At 57.8% G+C, this 24768-nt stretch carries 22 protein-coding genes; 10 read left to right on the top strand and 12 right to left on the bottom strand.

What is annotated here, in order from left to right:
- Positions 1-125 precede the first annotated feature (125 nt).
- From rlmKL to rmf, 4 genes are all read left to right on the top strand, one after another.
- Positions 126-2321, top strand: a complete 2196-nt coding sequence (rlmKL, locus tag ACTG2S_RS12025; protein WP_274161720.1) for a bifunctional 23S rRNA (guanine(2069)-N(7))-methyltransferase RlmK/23S rRNA (guanine(2445)-N(2))-methyltransferase RlmL — start codon at positions 126-128, stop codon at positions 2319-2321.
- Positions 2321-2551 carry a glutaredoxin family protein gene (locus ACTG2S_RS12020; RefSeq protein ID WP_213391408.1) on the top strand — a complete coding sequence of 77 codons (231 nt, stop codon included), beginning with the start codon at positions 2321-2323 and terminating at the stop codon, positions 2549-2551. Before rlmKL ends, ACTG2S_RS12020 begins: the two co-directional genes overlap by 1 nt.
- Before the next feature lie 73 nt (positions 2552-2624).
- The gene (gene uup, locus ACTG2S_RS12015; RefSeq protein ID WP_274161721.1) at positions 2625-4538 is read left to right on the top strand and encodes an ATP-binding cassette ATPase Uup; all 1914 of its coding nucleotides are present in this window, start codon (positions 2625-2627) and stop codon (positions 4536-4538) included.
- A gap of 158 nt (positions 4539-4696) precedes the next feature.
- Positions 4697-4876, top strand: a complete 180-nt coding sequence (gene rmf / locus ACTG2S_RS12010; RefSeq protein WP_005315693.1) for a ribosome modulation factor — start codon at positions 4697-4699, stop codon at positions 4874-4876.
- A gap of 84 nt (positions 4877-4960) precedes the next feature.
- Here the strand turns inward: rmf and fabA are convergent, their stop codons facing one another.
- From fabA to ACTG2S_RS11980, 6 genes are all read right to left on the bottom strand, one after another.
- Complete coding sequence (gene fabA / locus ACTG2S_RS12005; RefSeq protein ID WP_005336586.1) at positions 4961-5521, bottom strand: 3-hydroxyacyl-[acyl-carrier-protein] dehydratase FabA; 561 nt, start codon at positions 5519-5521, stop codon at positions 4961-4963.
- Positions 5522-5598: 77 nt separating this feature from the next.
- On the bottom strand, positions 5599-7575 hold the full coding sequence (locus ACTG2S_RS12000; RefSeq protein WP_274161722.1) for a Lon protease family protein: 1977 nt from the start codon (positions 7573-7575) through the stop codon (positions 5599-5601).
- A 158-nt stretch (positions 7576-7733) separates the two neighbouring features.
- The gene (locus ACTG2S_RS11995) at positions 7734-8144 is read right to left on the bottom strand and encodes a DUF2158 domain-containing protein (protein ID WP_274161723.1); all 411 of its coding nucleotides are present in this window, start codon (positions 8142-8144) and stop codon (positions 7734-7736) included.
- A gap of 426 nt (positions 8145-8570) precedes the next feature.
- Positions 8571-9265 (bottom strand): IS1 family transposase gene (locus ACTG2S_RS11990; protein ID WP_279499135.1). Its coding sequence is split into 2 segments (ribosomal slippage): positions 8571-9019 and positions 9019-9265, totalling 696 coding nucleotides; the frame shifts between segments, so codons are not numbered across the junction.
- Positions 9266-9428: 163 nt separating this feature from the next.
- Complete coding sequence (locus tag ACTG2S_RS11985; RefSeq protein ID WP_274161925.1) at positions 9429-10706, bottom strand: tyrosine-type recombinase/integrase; 1278 nt, start codon at positions 10704-10706, stop codon at positions 9429-9431.
- Between the two features lie 380 nt (positions 10707-11086).
- A complete protein-coding gene (locus tag ACTG2S_RS11980; RefSeq protein WP_201914668.1) occupies positions 11087-11389 on the bottom strand; it encodes a YebG family protein in 303 nt (100 codons plus the stop codon).
- Positions 11390-11559: 170 nt separating this feature from the next.
- On the opposite strand from ACTG2S_RS11980, the gene ACTG2S_RS11975 reads away from it, so the two are divergent.
- Positions 11560-12435 (top strand): esterase/lipase family protein, encoded by an 876-nt coding sequence (locus ACTG2S_RS11975; protein ID WP_274161924.1) that lies wholly within the window; start codon positions 11560-11562, stop codon positions 12433-12435.
- A gap of 90 nt (positions 12436-12525) precedes the next feature.
- Here ACTG2S_RS11975 and ACTG2S_RS11970 read toward each other — a convergent pair whose 3' ends face one another.
- Entirely contained in the window at positions 12526-14499 is a 1974-nt protein-coding gene (locus tag ACTG2S_RS11970) for an SDR family oxidoreductase (RefSeq protein WP_274161923.1), read from the bottom strand.
- A gap of 248 nt (positions 14500-14747) precedes the next feature.
- Here ACTG2S_RS11970 and ACTG2S_RS11965 point away from each other — a divergent pair, with 248 nt between their 5' ends.
- The 4 genes from ACTG2S_RS11965 (at position 14748) to ACTG2S_RS11950 (ending at position 18059) form a co-directional block, all read left to right on the top strand.
- Complete coding sequence (locus ACTG2S_RS11965) at positions 14748-15320, top strand: phasin family protein (RefSeq protein ID WP_005333118.1); 573 nt, start codon at positions 14748-14750, stop codon at positions 15318-15320.
- 94 nt (positions 15321-15414) lie between these two features.
- Positions 15415-16602 carry a patatin-like phospholipase family protein gene (locus ACTG2S_RS11960; protein ID WP_040065538.1) on the top strand — a complete coding sequence of 396 codons (1188 nt, stop codon included), beginning with the start codon at positions 15415-15417 and terminating at the stop codon, positions 16600-16602.
- A gap of 1 nt (position 16603) precedes the next feature.
- A complete protein-coding gene (locus tag ACTG2S_RS11955; RefSeq protein ID WP_005345492.1) occupies positions 16604-17245 on the top strand; it encodes a TetR/AcrR family transcriptional regulator in 642 nt (213 codons plus the stop codon).
- 25 nt (positions 17246-17270) lie between these two features.
- Entirely contained in the window at positions 17271-18059 is a 789-nt protein-coding gene (locus tag ACTG2S_RS11950) for a hypothetical protein (RefSeq protein WP_111901103.1), read from the top strand.
- Between the two features lie 115 nt (positions 18060-18174).
- Here ACTG2S_RS11950 and ACTG2S_RS11945 read toward each other — a convergent pair whose 3' ends face one another.
- Together ACTG2S_RS11945 and ACTG2S_RS11940 are read right to left on the bottom strand one after the other, a co-directional pair.
- Positions 18175-19605, bottom strand: a complete 1431-nt coding sequence (locus ACTG2S_RS11945) for a wax ester/triacylglycerol synthase family O-acyltransferase (RefSeq protein WP_421266456.1) — start codon at positions 19603-19605, stop codon at positions 18175-18177.
- 255 nt (positions 19606-19860) lie between these two features.
- Positions 19861-20193 (bottom strand): polyhydroxyalkanoic acid system family protein, encoded by a 333-nt coding sequence (locus tag ACTG2S_RS11940; protein WP_274161466.1) that lies wholly within the window; start codon positions 20191-20193, stop codon positions 19861-19863.
- Between the two features lie 259 nt (positions 20194-20452).
- On the opposite strand from ACTG2S_RS11940, the gene ACTG2S_RS11935 reads away from it, so the two are divergent.
- Positions 20453-21181 carry an FFLEELY motif protein gene (locus ACTG2S_RS11935; protein WP_274161465.1) on the top strand — a complete coding sequence of 243 codons (729 nt, stop codon included), beginning with the start codon at positions 20453-20455 and terminating at the stop codon, positions 21179-21181.
- A 99-nt stretch (positions 21182-21280) separates the two neighbouring features.
- Here the strand turns inward: ACTG2S_RS11935 and ACTG2S_RS11930 are convergent, their stop codons facing one another.
- From ACTG2S_RS11930 to prpB, 3 genes are read right to left on the bottom strand one after another with little or no spacing between them, the layout of a single operon-like run.
- Positions 21281-22726: a bifunctional 2-methylcitrate dehydratase/aconitate hydratase gene (locus ACTG2S_RS11930; RefSeq protein ID WP_439982561.1), complete on the bottom strand. Its 1446-nt coding sequence runs from the start codon at positions 22724-22726 to the stop codon at positions 21281-21283.
- A gap of 10 nt (positions 22727-22736) precedes the next feature.
- Positions 22737-23864, bottom strand: a complete 1128-nt coding sequence (gene prpC / locus ACTG2S_RS11925) for a bifunctional 2-methylcitrate synthase/citrate synthase (protein WP_042055047.1) — start codon at positions 23862-23864, stop codon at positions 22737-22739.
- A gap of 10 nt (positions 23865-23874) precedes the next feature.
- Positions 23875-24762 carry a methylisocitrate lyase gene (prpB, locus tag ACTG2S_RS11920; protein WP_439983250.1) on the bottom strand — a complete coding sequence of 296 codons (888 nt, stop codon included), beginning with the start codon at positions 24760-24762 and terminating at the stop codon, positions 23875-23877.
- Positions 24763-24768 lie beyond the last annotated feature (6 nt).

Below are 24768 nucleotides of genomic sequence, written 5' to 3'. Positions count from 1 at the left end.
TTGGCCCCATGATCTCGCCATCAGGTGATCATGGGGTCTTTTACCTTTATCGCCTCCTATCAATCTGTTTCCATCCTGCTGTTTGCGCCGACTTTTGCATGCTCCAGCCCGCCTGATGAGGTATAATGCGGCACTATTTTTATGGGTTCCCCGTGAGCGTGATGAAAGAATTTTTTGCAACCTGCCCCAAGGGGCTGGAAAACCTGTTGGCCGATGAGCTGACCAATCTTGGCGCAGAGCAGGTCCGTGAGACCGTGGCTGGCGTCCACTTCAAAGGCGAACTGGCGATTGGCTACAAGGCCTGCCTGTGGAGCCGTTTTGCCTCCCGCATCGTGCTGGTGCTCTCCGAATTCCAGATGAACGACGATCTGGATCTTTATCTGGGCGCCCACACCATTCCCTGGGAAGAGCACTTTTCCGGTACCTCTACCATCGCGGTGGACTTTACCGGTACCAACCCTGCCATTCGCAATACCCAATATGGCGCGCTGAAAATCAAGGATGCCATCGTCGACCGCTTCACCAAGCGCGGTCACGTGCGTCCGGACGTGGACAAAAAGTCGCCGGATATTCGCATCATGGCGCACCTGGGCAAAGGCAAGGCCAATATCACGCTGGACTTGTCAGGCCCGGCGCTGCACCAGCGTTTCTATCGTCAGGGCACAGGTGAAGCTCCGCTCAAAGAGAACCTGGCCTGCGCCATGATTGCCCGTAGCGGCTGGGCCGGTGAGCCTATGATGGACCCCATGTGCGGTTCCGGTACCTTGCTGATTGAAGCGGCCTTTATCGCCGCCGACATGGCGCCGGCGCTGCGCCGCGAGCGCTTCGGTTTCGATCGCTGGCTGCAGCATGATAGCGAACTGTGGCAGAGCTTGATGATGGAAGCGCAAGTGCGCGCCAAACGCGGCATGCAACGTTGCGAAGTGAAGCTGTTTGGCTGTGATGCCGACCAGCGCGTGCTGCTCAAAGCTCGCGACAACGCCAAAGCGGCCGGTGTCGCACACCTCATCACCTTCAAACAGGCCGATGTCAGCAAGCTGGAAAACCCGCTGCCGATGCCTGCCCCTGTTGAAGGGGAAGAAGGTCAAGGGGAGGCTCGCCAAGTCGGTATGCTTATCTCCAACCCGCCTTATGGCGAGCGTCTTGGCGAGTTCCCGGCGCTGCTGGAAGTGCACCAGGCCCTCGGCGATGCCTTGCGTCGCAGCTTCCAGGGTTGGAAAGTCTCCATTCTTTCCGCATCCCCCGAACTTCTCAGCTGTCTGCGCCTGCGTGCCGACAAGCAATATCGCCTGTTCAACGGCGCCCTCGAGTGTCAGCTGCGCAATTATCAAATCGCGCTGGACTCCGTGGCCTCACAAAAAGAGGTCGCTCAGGACTTTGCCAACCGTCTGCGCAAGAATCTGAAAACCCTCGAGAAGTGGGCCAACAAAGAGGGCATCGATTGCTATCGCCTCTATGATGCCGACTTGCCGGAATACAACGCCGCCATCGACCGCTATCAGGACTATCTGGTGGTGCAGGAGTATGCCGCGCCCAAGGACATTCCCGCCCAGAAGACCCGCCAGCGTCTGCTCGATATGGTTCAGGCCGCCATCAAGGTGACCGGCATGGACGGCGAGAAGGTGATCCTGAAGGTGCGCGAGCGCCAGGAAGGCAAACAGCAGTATCAGAAGCTCTCCGAAGAGCAACACCGGATGGAAGTGCAGGAGTACGGTGCCCGGCTGTGGGTCAACCTCTACGACTATCTGGATACCGGCCTGTTCCTCGATCACCGTCAGACTCGCCGCATGCTGGGTCAGATGGCCAAGGGCAAGCGCTTCCTGAACCTGTTTGCCTACACCGGCAGTGCCACCGTGCACGCAGGTCTTGGCGGTGCCAGCGAGACCACCACGGTCGACATGTCTCACACCTACCTGAACTGGGCGCAGGACAACATGCGTCTCAACTCGCTGGTGGGCCGTCAGCACAAGTTTGTCCAGGCTGACTGCCTGAAGTGGTTGTCTGAAGCCGATGATCAGTACGACCTCATCTTCATCGATCCGCCCACCTTCTCCAACTCCAAGCGGATGGACGAGAGCTTCGACGTACAGCGTGATCACCTGCTGTTGATGCAGCACCTGAAGCGCCTGCTTGCGGCCGATGGCACCCTGGTCTTCTCCAACAACAAGCGTCACTTCAAGATGGATCTGGCCGGTCTCGAGGCTATCGGTCTCAAGGCCCAGAACATCACCCAGAAGACGCGACCGAAGGATTTCGAGCGCAACCAGCACATCCACAACTGCTGGATCATCACCCATGCGCCGGAGCAAGGCGAGGCGTGATGCTGACCCTGTTTCATACCGACGGTTGCCACCTCTGTGAGCAGGCCTGGGCGCTGGTGGAGGAGGCCGGTCTTGCCGCCACCACCCGCCAGTGCGACATCATGGATGATGAGCAGTGGCTTGCTGCCTATCGGGTGCGCATTCCGGTACTGCGTGACGAGGCGGGCCGCGAGCTCGGCTGGCCCTTCACGTTGGCCGAGCTCAAGGGCTGGGCCACCCGTCAGGGGTGAGCGTGATTTGACGATAAAACGGGGGCAGACCCAGTCTGCTGCCCGTTTTTTTCATATGAAATAAGGAACAAATATGGCTCTTTTAACATTGCACGGCGCCTGTCTGTCGTTCAGTGATTTCCCGCTGCTCGACAATGCCGAACTGACCATCGAGCGGGGCGAGCGCCTCTGTCTGGTTGGCCGCAACGGGGCGGGCAAGTCCACCCTGATGAAGGTCATCGCCAGTGAACTGCCGCTGGACGACGGGCGTCTGGTGCTGCAACAAGATTTGAAAGTAACCCGCCTTGAGCAGGATCCTCCGGCCTCCAGCGAGCTGACGGTATTTGACTATGCCGCCGAAGGGCTGGCGGGGGTGGGTGAGTTGCTCAAACAGTACCACCACATCTCCATGGAGCTGGCGCATGATCCGTCAGATGCCAACATTCGCAAGATGAGCGAGTTGCAAGAGCAGCTCGATTATCAGAACGGCTGGCAGTTCGAGACCCGCATCAGTCAGGTGTTGACCCTGCTGGGGCTGGATCCCGATGTGACCCTCGACAGCCTCTCCGGCGGCTGGCTGCGCAAAGTGGCGCTGGCTCGTGCGCTGGCCTGCGATCCCGACTTGCTGCTGCTCGATGAACCGACCAACCACCTGGATATCGAAGCCATCAACTGGCTGGAAGATTTCCTCAAAGATTTTCGCGGCGCCATCGTCTTTATCTCTCACGATCGGGAGTTCATCCACAAGCTGGCGACCCGGATCATCGATCTCGATCGCGGCGCCATCACCTCCTGGCCGGGCAACTACGACGAGTACCTGCAAGGGAAAGAGGAGTGGCTGCGGGTCGAAGAGCTGAAAAATGCCGAGTTCGACCGCAAGCTGGCCCAGGAAGAGGTGTGGGTGCGTCAGGGCATCAAGGCTCGCCGTACCCGTAACGAAGGTCGGGTGCGTGCCCTTGAGGCGATGCGGATGGAGCGCTCCCAGCGCCGCGAGCTGCAGGGCAAGGCCAAGTTGCAACTGGATGAAGTCAATCGCTCCGGCAAGCTGGTGTTCGAGACCGAAGGGCTGGGGCTGGACTTTGGCGATCGCACCCTGTTCAAGGGGCTGGATCTGCAAGTGCTGCGCGGCGACAAGATTGCGCTGGTCGGCCCCAATGGCTGCGGCAAATCGACCCTGATCAAGCTGTTGCTGGGTCAGCTTGAGCCGACCCGTGGCACAGTCAAGGGGGGCACCAATCTGGAGGTGGCCTACTTCGACCAGTACCGCGAGCAGCTCGATCCCGAGCAGACCGTGGTGGACAACGTGGGGGAGGGCAAGCAGGAGGTGATGGTGCGTGGCCGCTCCCGTCATATCCTCGGTTACCTGCAGGACTTCCTGTTCGAGCCCAAGCGGGCCAGAACGCCGGTCAAGGCGCTCTCCGGTGGCGAGAAGAACCGGCTGCTGCTGGCCAAACTGTTCCTCAAGCCCAGCAACTTGCTGATCCTCGATGAACCGACCAACGATCTGGATGTGGAAACCCTGGAGTTGCTGGAAGAGCTGCTCGCCGACTACCCCGGCACCCTGCTGCTGGTCAGTCACGATCGTCGCTTTATCGACAACACCGTGACCGGTTGCTGGCTGTTTGAAGGGGATGGTCGCATCAGCGATTACGTCGGCGGCTATGCCGATATGATGGCGACGCGTGAACAGCAGAGCATTCAGCAACAGGCCAAGAGTGCAGCTGTCAAGGCGCCCGAGCCGGTCGTTGCTGTCGCGCCCGAAACGCCGAAGAAGAGCAAGAAGCTCTCCTACAAGCTGCAGCTTGAGCTGGAAGGGTTGCCTGCCCGCTTGGAGCAGCTGGAAGCCGAGCTGGATGCGCTGCAAAGCGAGATCAACCAGCCCGGGTTCTTCTCCCTGTCAGCCGAGCAAACCCAGCCGAAACTCGATGCGCTCAATGCCGCTGAAGCAGCGCTGGAGCAGGCATTTGCTCGCTGGGAAGAGTTGGAAGGACTCAAAAATCAGGAGTAAGTTCCCTGTAATTAAAACTTAATCCAGTTCAGTGCCTTGTGTCACATAGCCCGGTTAGGGTGGAAGTTTTTGTTTGACCCGGTGCACTCGCAGGAGTAAAGATGAAAGCGACCGATGCAGAATTGGTCGCTTTTTTTGTTCCACGAAGAGGGTCGTAGATGATGAAGAGACAGAAGCGGGACCGTCTGGAAAGAGCTCGTGCTCGTGGTTATCAGGCTGGCGTGGTCGGCAAACAGAAAGAAGCGTGTCCGTATCAATGCCTGGATGCCCGTGGGCATTGGCTTGGTGGTTGGCGTGACGCCATGGAAGGGCGGGGCTCAGGCCTCTTCATGAAGTAGCAGGTACTTCATCACTCATTACAAAAGGAAAGGGGCCGTTGTGGCCCCTTTGCGTTAATGCTGTTTTACCACTAATCAGACAGATCAGAATGCGGTGGTATCTTTGAACAGGCCCACTTTCAGATCGGTGGCGCTGTAAATCGGACGGCCATCGACTTCGACCACGCCATCAGCAATTCCCATCACCAGCTTGCGGTTGATGACGCGCTTGAAGGTGATCTTGTAGGTCACTTTCTTAGCGGTCGGCAGGATCTGGCCGGTGAATTTCACTTCACCCACGCCCAGCGCACGACCCTTGCCGGGGCCGCCTTTCCAGCCCAGGAAGAAACCAACCAGCTGCCACATGGCGTCCAGACCGAGACAGCCAGGCATCACAGGATCACCCGGGAAGTGGCAATCGAAGAACCAGAGATCCGGAGTAATGTCGAGCTCAGCCAGGATCTCGCCCTTGCCGTGCTCGCCGCCGTTGTCATTGATCTTGACGATACGGTCCATCATCAACATGTTGGGGGCAGGCAGCTGACTGTTACCCTCACCAAACAGTTCGCCACGGCTGCAAGCCAGCAGCTCTTCACGGGTAAAAGAGTTCTTGCCCTGTTCGCACAGGGAAAGGCGGGCTTCCATGGTGGTATTGTCTACGGTCACGCGGTATTTCCTTCAAATGGGTCAAAGCCGGGCCAATTTAGCTTACAGTTGTTCGCTAAACAACTCCGATCACTTCATCAGCGGCCAAACAGGCGCCCCAACAGGGCTCGCAGCAGTCCGACTTTGGCGGTTGAGCCGTTCAACTCGTCCAACCGATCCTGAATACGGCCAAACAGGGTATCGGGCATATCAGGCTCACCGGCCACGCAGCCGGTCAGCAACTCGATGGCCTCTTCCACATGATCCACCGGGTGGATGTGGAACTGGCCTGCGGCAACAGCCTCAATCACTTCGTCAGAAAGATTGAGCTGCTGGATGTTGGTCCCCGGCAGAATGATCCCTTGCTTGCCGGTGATGCCGTGGATTTTACACACCCGGAAGAAGCCTTCAATCTTCTCGTTGACGCCACCCACCGCCTGCACATTGCCAAACTGATCGACCGCGCCGGTCACCGCAAAGTGCTGATAGATGGGCTGGCGGGCGAGGGCAGATAGCAGGGCACACAGACCGGTCAGGGAGGCGCTGTCACCATCAATCTCGTGGTAAGACTGCTCGAACACCAGATTGGCCGACAGGGGGGAGGGGTTCTCTGCGCCAAATTTATTGGAGAGATAGCCGTGGATAATCATCATCGCCTTGGCGTGGATATGACCGGCCAGCTCCGCTTTGCGCTCGATATCCGCCACATCGCCATCGCCGAGGTGGACGGTTGCGGTGAGGCGCACCGGTTCACCGAAGTCGTAAGGGTGACCGGAGACCTGAATGACCGACAGGCCGTTGATCTGGCCGATCTCTTCGCCATCGGTCTGCAGCAGGATCTGGCCGTCGATGACGCCCTGATCGGACTGCTCAACCAGATAGTTGAGACGGTAATCCTGCTCCTCCAGCGCGCCGCGAATATGTTCGTCGGTCACCACATCAGATTCCAGCTCCCGGGCCAGACTGTCAGACATCCGCATGATGGCGGCCAGCTGCACTTCGGAGAGCGACAGCCACTCCTGATGGTCACAGAGGCGGCTGGCATGACGGCAAAGGGCGGCGAGGGCGGCAGGCGTGAAGTCCAGTAGGTTCCAGCGTTGGCGAACCCAGGCCAGATACTGCAAAAACTCCTGCAGATCCTCTTCAATATTCACTTCTGAGACCAGATCGGCGCGCAGGAAGATACGCTCGGACATATCCCGATCCAGCATCTGGAACTCAGCCACGTCGAGTCGGTCACCCACCAGGATCAGCTTGAGCTTGATGGGGGTCGCTTCAGGCGCGAAGAAGGGAGTTAGGGTTTTCCCTTCCTGATAGGCGTTCCAGTCCAGTTCGCCTTTTTGCATGGCATTTTTCAGCTTGAACCAGAGGTGCGGCTGATCCAGCAACTCGTCCAGTTGCAAAATGAGGTAACCGCCGTTGGCTTCGCGCAGCAAGCCAGGCTCCAACAGGTGCTGGTTGGCATAGACAGAGCCTTGTTCGGTCTGGTAGTTGATGGAACCAAACAGGGTATCCCAGTTGAGATCGCGGCCATAAATCACCGGCGCTTCCTGCGCTTCGTGATGGATCAGCAGGTTGATCAGTACGGGGTGCTGGAACTCCAGCCCCAATGCCACATGAGCCGCCAGATCTGAAAGAAAATCATCGATCTTCGGATCATTGTTCTGCTTGCGCATGATGCGGGTCACGATGCGCTCGGCATCGAGATGGTGGCTCAACAGCTTGAGCAGCTCGCCAACCATTTCGCAGAATTCAACGCCGGTGCCGGGTTGCAGCCGCAGCCAGATAGGTTTGAAGGGGTTGTTCAGATTCTCGGTGTAGCAGAGATCAAACAGGTCACCATCCTTGCCATTGGAGTCGGCAATCAGTGTCTGGCAAACGCCTTCATAATCTGCACCAGGGAACCCGTTGAGCAGCATGACCGGACAGTCACCATCAAAACTGGCGAGACGCTTGATGCCGGAAATGGCTCTGGGCTGCAGCGCAGCAAAGGGGATGGGTTCAAGCTCACTGAGCTTGGGGAACTGTTCAATCGCAAAAGCGGGTTTTAATTGTTCTGATGTTAATTCAGCCACTTAAGACATCCGGTCGAAGATAGGATCAATTGTTGCCATTATACACAGTTCAATTAGTGGTGACAGGAAACTAGATATGTAATTTAACATAATATACATTATGCGCAGTCATACCTGTAGGTAGAACAAAGGGGCCAGAGGCCCCTGTATCAAAAGCGCTATGCCTCTGGCACTGCTTCCAAGCAGTCAGCTTGAAATACGCATGTCAAAGGCTCACGGTTATGTTCATCAAGCCAAATACAGAAAAGGCCTCGAACATCACCAGTTTTTTCAAAGCCAGCAATCGTCATCAAAGGCCCGCCACTACGCAGCTTCACCACTTGCCCAAGCACGAACCGAGTGTGCTGTCGTGCATATGGCGATTCGTCCTTCAATTCCAGCAGCTGAGTGTCGAATGCATATTCAACCGGCAATCCGCCAAGTTCTTTGTTGAACCACGTGCAGCGGGCAACAACGCGATCTAAATCAGGAGACATTTCATCATAAACAGCAGCTTTTACAGTCATTTGCTGTTCACTACTGCGTAAGGTGACCACATCACCCGAAGTTACACTTGTATAACTGAACATAACGAATTCCTTGTTATGCCGATAACTGGATTTATCGGCATTAAAATCAGCGTTTTTGTATTTTTCTCAACAAGTTAGCATTCAGCTCTATCGAGTGAAACAACCTATCTGCACCAAGGTAAACGCACGTCACACGTTCCAGATCATCTGAAACAAAATGAACAGTAAGCGTTCTATCTTCATAAATGACGGTATCGCCTATCGAAAAATGAGGCATAAAATCTCCAAAAGTAAGAGCGACCTGCTCCATACGGATATTGGGGCTTTTGTTCGCAAAACAAGCCCTTAGTAACAGACATTTCAACAAGTTAGAGATAACACCCCTGCCCCGTGGCTGTGTCGAGCATGTGAGGTTTGAATTCCCCCCGTATTACTTTTTGGAGGTCTTCACGTTGAATGGAAATCAGGTATGGGTAATGACTCCAATCAGTTGAAATGGTGTCTTTCTATAAAGGCACCAATCACTTTCTCGTGGAGCTCAACGGAACGAGAGAAGCAGATGGTCTTGCGAGCCAATCGCTTGATGCGCGTTCTGAGCGTCAGGTTGTTACGCTCGATACGCTGGGTGAATATCTTCCCGGTCAGATGCATCTCGCTCGGCACCTCTCTGGCATAGCTTCCCCAGTCATCACTGGTGATAAAGCCTATCTGGAACGGAGAAAGCAGGCTCAGCAACCGACGGCATGTCTCATCGTTGCGTGGGCCAAAGGTATAGGCCACGACTCGTTTTCTCTTGGTATCAAAAGCATACCAAAGCCAATGTTGATGCTGTTTATTGCCGACATAGGCCCACTGTTCATCAAGTTCACAGATAAGCGCCACGTCATAGAGCACCACCTTCTCGGAGGTTACTTGCCTTGGGGCGAGTTTTTTAGGGTGCGTATGACGGTGTTGATGCCAATCTTGAGGATGCGAGCAGTATCACGAACACCTGAGCCGTTGAACGCCATATCAACAATCTTGTCTTTGACGCCAGGCTTGCGGGCTTCATAGGTGTAGGTGAGCTGAAACACGTGCGGACAGACGGGGCAACGATAGCGAACATGGCCAGCAGGGGTCTTACCATGGCGATATACGTGGTCAGAGTTGCAACGAGGACAGTGAACGGGGATGGATGCCATGAAGCTGTCGGTCTCAAAAGAGTTCATCATATCAACTCAACCGATCGGATGCATCACCCCAGAGAAGTACAACATTACCGCGCCAACTTCTATGACACCCCAAACAAGCCATTCTGTGTTCTAAGAGCAGTCAATACAAATCAGGGTCATGTCACATTGTTCGTTAGCTTTTGTGAACGTTATCTCTCATTTGTTGGTTCAGTCGGTCCAGCGGCTTTTGCTGGGCGCTCTCATGTCGTTCACTGTTGCTGGTGTGCAGGTATTTCGAAGTGGTGTCGATGCTGTCATGTCCTGCATCGGCCTGTACGTGGGAAAGCGGCCGCCCATGTAGGTTGATGTCATGGGTGATCCCGGTATGGCGGATCGCATGGGGAGAGAGTTGCCGCATTTCGGCCGCATCCTGGACAAATCCATCCTGCTCTGCCAATTCTGCGCCTTTACCGATGATCACCATGATCAAATCCCGTAACTGGCGAATACCGAGATTGGCGTTTAGCTCGCCCTGCTCGCGGCCGTGGGCTGCCGCTTTATGACGAACGAACAGTGGCGTCTGTTCATCCGGTCTCGGCAAGGGAGAGAGACCGAGGAAGCGGCGGTAACGTTCGAGTGCCGCCAACAGTGCTTGGGATACCGCTACGGTACGCCGTTTGCCCCCTTTGCTTTGCGGAATAAAGTAGCCCCAGACGCCGGTTTTGCGATCCCGCCTGAACTGCCCCATCACAGGGGTAAAGCCCGGCCGGGCTGCAACTTCAGAGATCCGCAGATAGCAGGCGTACATCAGAATGGTGAGAAAACGGCTGCGCTCGTGCTGCTCCGGATGGTCGTTGGCAAGGGTATCGACGGCCTGCATCACATATGACCACTGCAACTCGCTGAAGGCCTGCACCTGATCATCGGCCTCCTGCTGTTGCGGCCGTTTGACCCGCTGCAGCAGCAGAGCGGGATTCCTGTCCATGTACTCCTCCTGGATTAGGAACTGGAAGAAGGCCGACAAGATGGCGAGCTTGGTCTTCATCGCCTGCTCGCTAAGACGATAGGGCAAGGTGCGGCCCAGTTCCCGCTTGCCGAGGAACGGTCGCCATTGCGGATTGGGCAACCGCTCTCCCCACTCCTTGTCGAGGACAAATTGCGCTACGTTGCGATAGGCGATCAACTCGTCAGGGGGGGACTGACAGTAGTCGAGATAGCGGATCATGATGCGGCGAGTGAGATCTTTCGGGCTGATGGCCGCCTCTCGAAAGCACCAGTGTAAAAAAGTGGTCAGTTCGCTGCGATAGGTTTTGTAGTTGTTTTCGCTGTTGCGCTGCTCCAGCAGCCAATCAACCGCCAGTTCGTAAACCAGCCCGGCATCGGGCACATCATTGAGGCTGAGGTTGGCAAGGTACTGATTGACCTGCGGGTTACCGGCCTCCAGATAGATAAGGCTGTCAAACAGCGGCATGGCTGGCGGCAAGGATAATGGTTGTTGAGTCATGGTGTTGCTTGTTGATGCTGAGATGAATCGATATGAGCCTGTGAGCCGAGTTGCTAGAAAAGGGCTCGTGGTAGATGAATGCGGCTTCTATTGGGATTGGTACTACCTCTTGTTGTTGCTGATTAAGGTCACCGGGAGCGATCTGGATAACGTTTTCTCCACTGTTTGCTCATTATTTCCTCATAGTTCTGGCTGATGTCGCTCAGTGGTGCACGCTATTCAGTTATGCATTGGATATGCACCGTTGTTAGAAAATTCTCGGGGTAAATAGCCGTAAATATGGTTTTAAATGCAAATAAAATGAATGCGGCGAGCTGTTTATCCCGAGAAATAGCAGGTCTGTGCAATCAGGCCACCTGCTTGAATGGCTTCTCCTTGCGCTTGGCTGCTGGGGCCTCTTCCTCTTTCGTGCCTGCCTGAACCTTGCCGCCGCGCAGCAGGGTTTGCAGCACATCGCGCTGCTCTGCCAGGTAGAATGCCAGACTCTCTTGCTGCTCTGGTGCCAGCTCGATCGGGGCGCCAGCCAACAGGGTCATCAACTCATCGGCCGTATCCAGCAGCTTGTCATAGGCATCGGCCTCTTTTTTGCTGGCAAAGGTCATTTTTTCCACTCCCCCACGAACAACCACATATTTGATCTCGACAGCCATGATGGCCTCCTCTTGGTGATGATGGATAGAGTATATGTATGGATATACAGTATTGCAAATAACCTCACCGGAAAAGAGTTCGCCGGGGTTTAGCGACAAAAGCCGCGTTGGATCAAGCTGTCTCAAAGTGCCATTTGACTTCCACGCCTGACTGGTCGGATCATGGCCTTATGACGATCGTACGACACCTGTTTATCCTGCTGATGGTAGAGGTGCTGCTCCTCGGGAGTATCGCCCACTTGGTCGTGGGACTCCCCTGGTTGCTGACCCTGCTGTTTGTCGTGTTTGCCCTGCTTGGGTTGCGCTGTCTGGTGGTGCTCGGCAGCTGGCTGTTTACCCGCTTCTACCCTTCCCCGGCTATCGGCCCCTGGCGCAGGGTGAAGATGATGGCGCAGGAGATGCTGGCCTACCTTTACACCTTCACCTTGTTGTTACCGTTCGAGCCTTTGCTGATGGCACCCGATCGGCTGCGGCCATGCCAGCGTCCCGTATTGCTGGTACATGGTTACGGTTGCAGTCGCGGTATCTGGCGCACCCAGCGCGCCCGATTGGAAGCCGCAGGCCATGTGGTTGCCAGCATTACCCTGATGCCACCATTTGGTCATATTGATGAGATGGTGCCACTGCTGGCCACCCGGATTGACGATGTGCTGGCGCAGACCGGGGCTGACAAGCTGGTGCTGGTTGGTCACAGCATGGGGGGGCTGGTCTGCCGCGACTATCTGGCTATCCATGGTGGTGACAAGGTCGTGCGCCTGATCACCCTGGCTACGCCTCATCAGGGCAGTCAGCTTGCCGCCCTTGGGCTTGGGGCCAATGCCCGCGAGATGGAGCCCGGTTCCGGCTGGTTGCAGCGTTTTGCCTCTGTGCCGCTTTGCGTGCCCGGCATCTCGGTGCGCACCAGTCACGACAATGTGGTGATGCCGCAGGAGCGGCAACGATTGGCGGGAATGGAAGATATCGAGTTGCCCGCCATTGGCCATCTCTCTCTGCTCTACTCCCGTCGTACGACAGATCTGCTGCTTGATCTGCTGTCCCGAGTCTGACCCTCCTTATTCGTCCTTCAACTGTTATTCCAAATAAAACAGGGGCCTGATTGCTCAGGCCCCTGTTGATCTCTTTATCCCATCATCCGGTTAGAAGTGTATCCCCTTGATCAGGGTCGAGACGGCAACTTGATCGGCGGTCGCCTTGGACTTGTCGCCATCCTTGGGATCGGCAAAGGTGCGGAAGCTGGTGTTCATGATCACCTGCGCAACGCGAGGTGCCAGGGCATGCACCACCTGACCGAATACCCCGAGACGAGTGGCCAGTCGCACATGCTTGTTGATGATGGTATCGCACACCAGATCAGCCGCCTCTTCCGGCGTCATCATCGGTACCTGCTCATAGACCTTGGTCGGCGCGACCATCGGCGTTTTCACCAGCGGCATATTGATGATGGAGAAGCTCACCCCCTTGTCGGCAAACTCGGAGGCGGCAGTCCGCACCCAGGCATCGAGGGCCGATTTGGAGGCAACATAGGCGGAGAAGCGCGGCGCATTGGTCAACACCCCGATGGAGGAGATGTTGATGATGTGCCCTTTTTTCTTCTCAATCATGGTGGGCAGCACCCCCATGATCACCTTGAGTGCGCCGAAGTAGTTGAGCTGCATGGTGCGCTCCAGATCGTGGAAGCGATCGAAGGAGTCCTCGATGGAGCGGCGGATGGATCGGCCGGCATTGTTGACCAGAATATCGACGCCGCCGTGATCGGCCACGATGCGAGCTGTGATCTCCTCGGCCTGCGCCAGATTGGAGAGATCTCCCTGATAGATCTCGATGGTCAGCCCCAGCTCGGCAAACTCGGCTTTAGTCTCGGCAATCTTCTGCTCGTCGCGAGCGATGGTAACGACGTTGGCCCCCGCACCCGCCAGCTTGCGCGCGGTTGCACGGCCGATACCAGAGGTTGCCCCGGTCACCAGCACCACCTTGCCCTCTACCCGACCACGCAGGGTGCGATCGATGAAGAGCTCCGGGTCGAGATGACGCTCCCAGTAATCCCACAACCGCCAGGCGTAGCTGTGCAGCGGCGGTACTTCGATGCCTGTCCCTTTCAGTACCCGCTGGGTTTCGCGACTGTCGAACCGGGTGGGATAACTGATAAGGCGGAACACATCCTTGGGTAGACCCAGATCGGCGATGGCGGCATCGCGGATGCGGCGCACCGGCGCCATGGTCATCAGCATGGCGGTCAGGTGGCGGGGAATGAAGTTAAAGAGAGAGGCGCTGATGCGGATCGCAGGCTCCGGCGCATGGGCGGCGCGGGAGAAGGTGCTCAGCATGTCGCCAACCCGCATCGGGTTGGGGTCGGTCAGGTGGAAGGTCTTGTTCTCCTCTCCCTCCTGATGGGCGATATGCACCATGGCATCGACCACAAAGTTAACCGGCACGATATTGATGCGCCCGCCCTCAACTCCGATGGCTGGCATCCAGGGCGGTAGCAGACGACGCAGTTTCTGAATGGTCTTGAAGAAGTAGTAAGGGCCGTCGATCTTGTCCATCTCGCCGGTGTTGGAGTCACCGACGACGATGCCCGGGCGGTAGACGCGCCACGGAATGGTGCACTCATTTCGCACAATCCCTTCCGCTTCGTGCTTGGTCTGGAAGTAAGGCATGTCGAGGTGTTCGGCCTCATCGAACATGTCCTCGCGAAACAGACCGTCAAACAGGCCCGCTGCAGCGATGGAGCTGCAGTGGTGGAACTGCCCCGCCCCCAGCCGCTCGGCAAGTTGAACAGCATGACGGGTCCCTTCGGTGTTGACCTGCTGCTGGATCCCTGCCTTGGCGTTGAGATCATAGATGGCAGCCAGATGGAAGAAGTGGTCGATCTTGCCGATCAACTGCTCCTGCATCTCGACCGACACCCCCAGCAGCGGTTGCGTCATGTCACCAAAAACCGGGACTGCACGCGATTCATCCACATTCCAGAATGCAAATAACTCCGGCAATTTATTCTGATGAGAGGCGCGCATCAGAAAATAGACGATACAGTCGGGATGCTGTTGGAATAACTTTTTGATCAATCGACGCCCGATAAAACCACTACCGCCAGTAATGAAATAGTTCATAAAGAGAATCCTGCTACTGATTAGGGTGTTACTAGGTTGTTAGATATATCACGATTCATATGGGAATCCGCAATTTGATTGTCGGTTCGTGAGCAAACCCTAATTTCGGTGGTGTGCCTGTTCCGTTATTAGGTAGAACCCTCTATTTTTTGTCCCTAGACTGAAGTTGAAAAATCAGTAATGCCACAACCCGATTGCAGTTTCGTTGTCGCCATTACATTTAACTGTCGTTATTCAAGGAGAAGATCATGGCTAAGAAATTGAAAGCGCTGGCAGGGTCAGTGACCGACAACCAACTCACCTCCACCATCAAGGAGTCCACCCAGCAGATCTGGTTGGCGGGTCTGGGTGCCTATGCCAAGGCGCAGGAAGAGGGTGGCAAGATCTTTGAAGCGCTGGTGCAGGAAGGTGAAGCGCTGCAAGCAAAAACCCGTCAGAGCGCAGATGAGAAGATTGCCGCTGTGACCGACAAGACCGCCAATACCTGGGGTCGTCTGGAGCAGGTGTTTGAAGATCGCGTGGCCCGCGCTGTGGCCAGCCTCGGCATTCCGACCCGCAAGGATATCGACAAGCTCTCCAAGCGCATGGCCGAGCTGACCGATGTGGTCCAGCAACTGCTGGATGCACAGGAAGAAGAAGCCCCGGCCGCAGAAGCCAAACCGGCTGCCGCCAAAAAGCCCGCTGCCCGCAAGCCTCCGGTAAAGAAGGCACCGGTAGCCAAGGCCAAAGAGGCCGTGGTTGAGCAGGCCGCCGATCTCCTCTCCGCTGCGGAAGATGCGGTGAAAGAGGTGAAGGCCAAAGCAGAGAGCGTCCTGCCCTGATCCCTCGCGGTGACGGAAGGTGATTGATACCGGCCCATGCCCTGCGCTGGGCCGGTCTTGTCATGGTGAATGTCATGGATAGAGAGGCGACGCTATGAGTACCATCGCAATTGCCCTTGCTGGCGGCGGGCCGCTCGGCGGCATCTACGAGATCGGTGCCTGCGCAGCCCTCTCTGACAGCATCAACGGCCTGCGCCTTGACCATGCCGACATCTATGTTGGCGTCAGTTCGGGGGCCGTGGTGGCATCGGCGCTGGCCAACGGCATCTCGCCGGCTAAGCTGGTGCGGATCCTGCTCAGCGATGATTCGGGGGAGATGTTTGACCCGGCCACCTTGCTGCGCCCCGCCTTTCGTGAATATGCCGACCGTCTGACCTCGATCCCGCCACTGGCGTGGCAGAGCCTGACCTATTATCTGGCGGCCCCCTGGAAGCGGAGCCTGTTTGAATCGCTGCAGGGACTCTCCAAGGCCATTCCGACCGGACTGTTCGACAACCGCGGGGTGGATCGCACCCTGACCCAGTTTTTCTCTCGTCCCGGCCGCAGCAACGATTTCCGCCAGTTGCGCAGTCGACTGTTTGTGGTAGCCACCGAACTCGACACCGGTCATCCGGTCGCCTTCGGCAGCCCGGGGCTCGATGATGTGCCCATCTCGGCGGCGGTACAGGCGTCAGCCGCCCTGCCCGGTCTCTTTCCGCCCTCCTTGATCAACGGTCGTTACTATGTGGACGGGGCGCTGATCAAGACTCTGCACGCTTCGGTAGCGCTGGAAGAGGGGGCGGATCTGGTGTTCTGCATCAATCCGCTGGTGCCCTATGATGCGGACATGGCCGCCGGCGCGCCGACCAATCTGGTGGACAGCGGTCTGCCGGTGGTACTGGCCCAGACCTTTCGCGCCATCATCCACTCCCGTATGCATGTGGGGATGGATCGCTACAAACACCAATATCCCGACGCCGACGCCCTGCTGTTTGAGCCCTCTTCTGCCGATGGCGAGATGTTCTTCACCAATGTGTTCAGTTACCGGGATCGCCGCCGTCTCTGCGAACACGCTTACCAGCATACTCGCCGCGATCTCTGGCAGCGTCGTGACGAGCTGGCGCCGGTGCTGGCCAAGCATGGCCTCGAGCTCAATCTGGCCGCGCTGGCCGATGAAGATCGCACCCTGCTGGCCCCCGGCATTGGCTCGGTCGCCGCCCTCGACAAGTCGCTGGAGCAGTTGCAGCACTGGCTTGCCAAACGCTATCGCCACGGCGTGCGCCGTTCATCACCAAAGGAGTAGCATGGATCGCAAACCCAAACGTCGTACCCGGGAGCGGATCCTGACCACTGCCCTCGCCTGCTTCAATCGACAAGGGGAACCCAGCGTCACCACCTCGGCCATTGCGGCCGAGATGGAGATCAGCCAGGGCAATCTCTACTACCACTTCCACAACAAGGAGGAGATCGTCAACGCCCTGTTCTGCGAATTTGAACAGCAGATGGATCGCCTGCTGGAGGCGGTCAGCACCCCGTCCGATGAGCCCGAAGATATCTGGCTCTTTCTCCACCTGATGTTTGAAGCCATCTGGCAGTACCGTTTCCTCTACTACGATATCGCGACCCTGATGAGTGGTTATCATCAGGTGGAACAGCGCTTTTCCGCCCTGCTGCGCCGCAAGGAGCAGACCGCCATCGCCATTTGCAACCATCTGCAAACGGTCGGGCTGATGGAGGGCACGGCGCAACAGATGCGCACGCTGGCGGCCAATGTGGCGCTGGTGGGCACATTCTGGATCTCTTACCAGCGGGCACTGCACCCCAAGGCGGACGCCGATATTGCCCTCGGCGTCTTTCAGGTGATGCAGCTGGTCGCACCCTATTTGCGGGCCGATGCCCGCGCTCATCTGGGCGCCCTCGCCCATCACTACACTGACAAGGTTTGATTCACATGCTACAGGGAGAACAAGCATGACCACTTCACAACTCGAATTTGTCCCCTTCCCCTACGCGGATGCGGCCTATGACTATGCTGGCCAGAAGCTGGCGGATAACTGGGATCGTCTCCATCAGGGGGATGCCGAACCCTGGCCCGAGGATGAGCAGGTACAGGATGCCTGGCGGGCCTATCATGCCGGGGATTTTGCCCGGGCCGTCGCTCTTGGTGAAGCGGCCGGTGAGGCTGGCCTCAATGTGGCAAACAAGGCGCTGGTGATCCACGCCAGCTATCTGCTGGAGGACAAGTATGCCAAGCGCGCCGCCTTCGAGCGGGCGGCCAGCCATGCCGAGAAGCTGCAAAAGCGTCAGCCCAAGAACGCCAATGCCTGGTATTTCCACGCGCTGGCACTCGGGCGCTACAGCCAGGTCATTTCCATCTCCAAGGCCCTCTCGCAAGGAATTGGCGACAAGATCAAGGCAAGCCTTGAGAAGGCGCTGGAGCTGGCGCCAGATCACGCCGAGGCCCATATTGCCTTTGGCGCCTGGCATGCGGAGATCGTCGATAAGTTGGGGGCCATGATCGGCGGCCTCACCTATGGCGCCAAGAAGGAGGAGTCCGAACGTCACTTCAAGGAGGCGCTGGCGCTGATCCCAGAATCGGCTATCGCCCGCATGGAGTACGCCAACGCTCAGGTGATGCTGCACGGCAAGAGCCGCCTGAAAGCGGCCGAAGCCCTCTATGCCGAAGCGGCCGAGTGCGAACCCATGGATGCCATGGAGCGCCTCGATGTGGAGGCGGCGCGCGAAGAGCTGGAGGATTAACCGCCACTCTTGCCACGGATAGACAACAAAACAAGAGGCCAACCCACGGGTTGGCCTCTTTTATGATGGGGGCAGTCCGGTTGGCTACGCCGTCACTAGTCGCTCAAATGCTCGCTCAACCGAGTAGCGCATCCAGTCCGTTGGGGTCAAACAACAGCTCCGGCTCCATCAACACCAGCAACAGCAGTTGCTCGAACTCCACCGCAAACCGCTCGACCACCCGATCCGGATCCGGTACCAGCTTCTTGTCGGTGATAAGGCCCAGCTGCACCTTGTGATCGTAAGAGAGGATGGAGACGCCGACGCCGATATCACCCGATTGCGGCACCCAGAACAGCGGCTGACGCAATTTTGCTCCAGCCAGATAGAGGGTCTGCTGCGGGCCGGGCACATTGGTGATCACCGCGCTGGCCTTGGCCGTGAGCAGCTCGACGGCCTGCTGTTGCACCGCATTGGGGGCCATGCCAAGGGCATGTAACAAGTTGAGCACCACCACGGGTTGCAGCGAGGTGCGCAGCGCCTGCATCCGGTCGCGCACGGTATAGAGCCGCTGCAAAGGGTGTTCAACATCCAGTGGCAAGTCCAGGGCCACCAGCCCGAAGCGGTTGCCAAGTGCCCCCTCATCGTCCGGTGCACGCATATTGACTGGCACCAGGGCGCGGATCTTGACCTTGTTGGCATCATCCCCCTTCTCCTGCAGGTAGTGACGAAACGCCCCTGCGGTGGCGGCGATCAGCAGATCGTTGACCGAGCAGCCCAGTACCTTGCCCACTGCCTTGATATCCGGCAGATCAATTTGCTCCGACCAGGCCACCCGCTTGGTGCTGGTGGTCTTGCCCCGCAGGCGGCAGGGTGAATCATCACCGAGGGTGGCGATATTGCACAGCTCGCTCGCCACATCCCGCCCGGTCTTGAGGTAATCCACCGCCTTGGTGGGATGGGTGACCACTTCGACATATTTGGACCAGAGGCTACCGGTCAGCTTGAGACCGGCCCGCACCAGACGGCTGCCCTGGTGGCAATCCTCCTCATCCTCGTCATCGCTGTCATCCAGTGGCTCCGGTGACGGTGGTCGCGGCGCCCCTTCCGGGGTGTTATCCATCATGGTCAGCATGGCCCGCACCAGCGAGAAGCCGTCGCCCATGGCGTGGTGAATGCGCACCACCAGCGCTTGCCCACCCAGCGACGTGTCGGTCAGGTGCATATCCCACAGGGGACGCTGGTGGTTGAGCGGCGTCGAGGCGAGATCGGCCACCAGCTTCTCCAGCTCCAGCTTGCCCGCTTCACCCGGCAGGATCACTCGCTTGAGGTGCTGATCGAGATCGAAATCGGGATCATGACGCCAGTAGTAGGAGCCCCCCTCCAGCACGGCCCGCTGGTGGAAGCGGGGTTGCACCGAAATGGTATGGCGCAATCCGGCCCGCAAACGCATTTCATCAAGCTCTCCTTCAAACATCAGGACACCGATGATCTGCATCAGGTTGTTGGGTCTGTCCATGCGTAACCAGGCGGTATCGACGCAGGAGATAAATTCACTCAGTGGCATGGTTGTTTCCCTACAAAATGAATTTACCGAGGCGGCAAATTGCTCCTGTCCTCATATCCGGATGAAGACTTGATGCAATCAGAATGACTTTAATGAGTGCCGACTCGAAATATGAAATAAAGATGAAAGATTACTTATAAAATAGAATCGATACCTTACCGGAGAATAAATCTGACAAACCATATGGCTTGCAAACTTATTTCAAATAGCCATCGTTTACAGCTGGTTTATTTAAAACCAGTGCAACGAAGAGTTTCAAACACGTTTGGGGCAAGGTAAGCGATTGTCGACATAATCGAGGATCTCTTGCTCCAGTACGCTGCGTACAGGCAACAGCATCAAACCAAGATGCACTTCCAGTTCCAGAGTATCTTCGTCCAGGGTGAGAGTGCCATGTACCCCTGAGCCGCGAAAACGAAGCTCGGTCTCCTCTTCATCTACCCATTCGCAATCGAGTTGATAGCTCTCGCCCATGTCCGCAGCGATGGCTTCGGCCGCGATCCGGGCGGCGGCCAATCCCAGCGGATGCTGACGGCTGATCTGGATGGTAGAGAGTGCGCTGCTGCCAGCGAGCGAGTTGAAGAACATGGTCGTTACTCTGGGTCATAAGTTAGTTATTGATATTAAACACATGTTCACAACAAATGAAAGGATGGTTCACATAAATGGGACTCACTTAACAGAGTCGAGAGGGATGCAGGTCATCAGCGGGGCATGGCATTTATTCCCTCCCCCGTGCGCGCTACACTTGTCACGGAACCTTCAGCAAAAGCTGCTTGTTTTTCATTCACTTGTATCTTCGTATCACCCAATTCCCATCAATGGGCCCAAGGCCAGAGAGCTGTAGATGACGCATCAAGAACATGCCCACGACGACGATAGCACCCTGGGTCGGCTATACCGCCAGCTCAAGCGGGTTGCAGCCTTGCGCGAGCAGATGCGTGCCCACCCGGAAGATCAGCAGGATCGGGATCGGCTACGCCAGTGGCAGGCCGACCGGTTGGGGCGGACCCATCGTGATCTGCTGGAGAGTGACCGCTATGGCCCTGCCGCCGAGTTTTTCCTGACCGATCTCTATGGCCCCGGGGATTGCGCCCGCCGCGATGCGGACGTGATGCGGGTGATGCCAACCGCCGAGCGGCTGTTGCCGGAGTCCGGCCTCAAGGTGCTGGCGCAGGCGATCGAGCTTGATGCCCTCTCCGAAGAGCTGGACTACCTGATGGTGGTGGCGCTGCGGCGCATTGATGGCATTGATCCCATCACGTCGGACCATTACACCATCGCCTATCGTGCCGTAGGTGAACAGGCGCGCCGGGAACATCAGATTGCGCTGGTGAGCGAGCTTGGCATGACGCTGGACAGGCTGGCGAGAAAACCGCTGGTGGGGGCGACCCTCAAGCTGGTGTCAGGGCCTGCCCATCTGGCGGGGCTTGGCGAGCTTTTCTCCTTTGTCGAGCGTGGTTATCAGGTGTGTCATCAGATGGGGCGTGCCAACGAGTTTCTCGAGACCATCGCCAGTCGCGAGACGGCCATCATGACGGCGCTCTTTAACGGCGACAGCAGTGCGCTTGAGTAAGGCTTATCGAGGGATAAGCCGCCGGAATAACAAAGCGGGCCGATGAGCCCGCTTTTCGTTTATCACTGTTTGCCGATATGTTGGCCAATACAAGACCGGTCAGATCACCAGCAGATCCATAAAGGCGTGCACCGGGGTGGCGGCAAGGCGCGGCCCGTCCTGACAGAGGGCCAAAATGTCGTTGACCCGTTTGGCTGGGAAGCGGGTGGCCAGATTGTGCTGGAATTTCTCCACCAGCAGCGGGATCCCCTCCTCCCGGCGACGGCGATGGCCGACCGGATACTCCACTTCCACCTTGGCGGTGTGAGTGCCGTCCTTGAAGAAGATCTGGATGGCGTTTGCGATGGAACGCTTGTCTGCCTCCAGATACTCGCGGCTGTAACGCTTGTCCTCCTGCACCACCATCTTGCTACGCAGCGCGTCGATGCGGGGATCGGCGGCAACATCGTCCTCATAATCCTCGGCGATCAGGCGACCGAAGATGAGAGGCACCGCCACCATGTACTGCAGGCAGTGATCCCGATCGGCCGGGTTGTTGAGGGCACCGACCTTGCTGATGATACGAATGGCCGACTCATGGGTGGTGAGCTCGATACGGTCGATCTCCTCCAGCCGTCCCTTCACCTGCCCATGCAGCTTCATGGCGCACTCCACAGCAGTCTGGGCGTGGAACTCGGCGGGATAGGAGATCTTGAACAGCACGTTCTCCATCACATAGCTGCCGTATCCCTGATGCAGGGCGAACTGATTGCCCTTGAACAGCACATCGTAGAAACCCCACTTGGGCGCGCTCAGTACGCCTGGATAGCCCATCTCGCCGCTCATGGTGATAAGGGCGAGGCGCACCGCGCGCGAGGTTGCATCCCCCGCTGCCCAGCTCTTGCGCGACCCCGCATTGGGGGCATGACGGTAGGTACGCAGGCTCTGGCCATCGACCCAGGCCTGGGAGACCGCATCAATCACCTGATCGCGGGTGCCACCCAGCATATGAGTCACCACGGCGGTGCTGGCGACCTTGACCAACACCACGTGATCGAGACCCACCCGGTTGAAGGAGTTCTCCAGCGCCAGCACACCCTGAATTTCGTGGGCTTTGACCATGGCCACCAGCACATCGGCCATGGTGAGCGGTGCCTTGCCATCGGCCACGCGAGTACGGGAGAGCCAGTCGGCAGTGGCGAGAATACCGCCCAGATTGTCGGAGGGGTGGCCCCACTCGGCGGCCAGCCAGGTGTCGTTGTAATCGAGCCAGCGGATGATGGCGCCGATATCCCAGGCCGCCTTGACCGGGTCGAGGCAGAGCTGGGTACCGGGCACCCGGGCACCATGGGGTACCAGTGTACCGGGGACGATGGGGCCAAGGTGCTTGGTGCACTCGGGGAAGCGCAGGGCCAGCAGGCCACAGCCAAGGGTGTCCATCAGGCAGTAGCGGGCAGTGTCGAGCGCCGACTCGCTGGTAATGGGGTGGTTGCAGACATAATCGGCAATATCGACCAGCACCTGATCGGGCTCGGGTCTGTGGTTGACGTCGACGTTGGCGGACATCGTGATTTCCTTATCGTTGTTGTAGAGAGACAAAGTGACGGGGCGCCGGGCCGACATAATCGGCGCTCGGACGGATGATCCGGTTGTGCTCGCGCTGCTCCATCACGTGGGCGCACCAGCCGGTGACCCGCGAGCAGACGAAGATAGGCGTGAACAGCTTGGTCGGGATCCCCATGTAGTGATAGGCGCTGGCATGGAAGAAGTCTGCGTTGGGAAAGAGCTCTTTCTCTTCCCACATCACCTTCTCCGCCTCGCAGGAGACGCGATAGAGGCGATCATCCCCTACCGCCTCGGCAAGCTTGGCCGACCACTCCTTGATGATGACGTTGCGCGGATCAGAAGTGCGGTAGATGGCGTGGCCAAAGCCCATGATCTTCTCCTTGGCCGCCAGCTTGGCCAGCAGTTCGCGCCTTGCCTGCGCCTCGTCTTGCCAATCTTCAATCATCGCCATGGCCGCCTCGTTGGCACCGCCGTGGAGCGGGCCACGCAAGGTGCCGATGGCGGCGGTGATACAGGAGAACATGTCAGAGAGCGTCGAGGCGCAAACCCGCGCCGCAAAGGTGGAGGCGTTGAACTCATGCTCGGCGTAGAGGATGAGGGAGACATGCATCACCCGACGCTCCAGCTCGCTCGGCGCTTTCTGGTGCAGCAGCGCGAGGAAATGGCCACCGATACACTCTTCATCGGTATCTAGGGCGATGCGAACGCCCTCGTGACTGAACTTGTACCAGTAGATCAGAATGCCCGGAAAGGCGGCCAGCAGCCGATCCGCCACTTCATGCTCATGCTCGAAGCCATCTTCCGGCTCCAGATCGCCGAGCATGGAGCAGCCAGTGCGCAGCACATCCATGGGATGGGCATCGGCGGGAATGCGCTCCAGTACCTCCAGCAGCGGCAGGGGCAAGGTGCGCAGGCGACGCAGTTCGCGCTTGTAGGCGTCAAGCTGCTGCTCACCGGGCAATTCCCCCTTGAGCAGCAGATAGGCGACCTCCTCGAACTGAGCGCTGTCGGCCAGCTCCTTGATGTCATAGCCGCGATAGGTAAGACCAGTGCCGCTCTTGCCCACGGTGCAGATACTGGTCTCCCCTGCGCTTTGACCGCGCAGACCGGCCCCGCCCAACGGTTTTTGCTGTCCCATAAGCTGCCTCCTATTCCTTGGCTGTAAACAGACGATCCAGTGTCTGCTCGTAGTGGTGATATCCGAGGAAGTCGTAGAGCGACTCCCGGGTCTGCATGGTCTCCACGACGGCCCGTTGATGGCCATCCTGGCGAATATGGTGATAGACGTTGAGGGCGGCCTGATTGGCTGCGCGGTTGGCACTTAAGGGGTAGAGCACCATGTCGACCCCGTAGGCGGCCAGTTGCTCTTTGTCAAACAGCTCGGTTTTGCCGAACTCGGTCATGTTGGCGAGGATCGGCACTTTGGCCGCCAGCTTGAACTGGTCGTACTGGGCAAGCTCGGTCACCGCTTCGGCGAAGATCATGTCGGCACCGGCGGCCACATAGGCAGCGGTGCGTTCAAGAGCAGACTCCATCCCCTCCACCGCCAGTGCATCGGTGCGGGCCATAATGACGAACTCGCTATTCTCGCGGGCATCCACTGCTGCCTTGATGCGATCGCACATCTCCTCCAGCGTGACCACCGCCTTGTTGGGACGGTGGCCGCAGCGCTTTTGGGCCACCTGATCTTCCATATGGACGGCGGCAACCCCGGCTCGCTCGAACGCGCGAATGGTGCGGGCGATATTGAATGCCCCGCCCCAGCCGGTATCGATATCGACCAACAGCGGCACACGGGTCGCAGCAGATATCCGTTCGGCATCGATCAGCACGTCGTTGAGGGAGGTCATACCGAGATCCGGCAAGCCGTAGGAGGCATTGGCCACTCCGGCACCTGAAAGATAAATAGCTTGAAAACCGCTGCGCTCGGCCATCAGCGCCATATAGGCATTGATGGTGCCGACGATCTGCAGGGGATGTTCATTGGCAAGGGCGGTGCGAAAGCGCAGGCCTGCCGAGGGGGACAAACTGGACATCATGAC

The sequence above is a fragment of the Aeromonas sp. 82P genome (assembly GCF_051919365.1).
Taxonomy (GTDB): Bacteria; Pseudomonadota; Gammaproteobacteria; order Enterobacterales; family Aeromonadaceae; genus Aeromonas; species Aeromonas veronii.
Note: the sequence above shows the minus strand (reverse complement) of the source record. Positions and strands in the feature narration are given on the sequence as shown.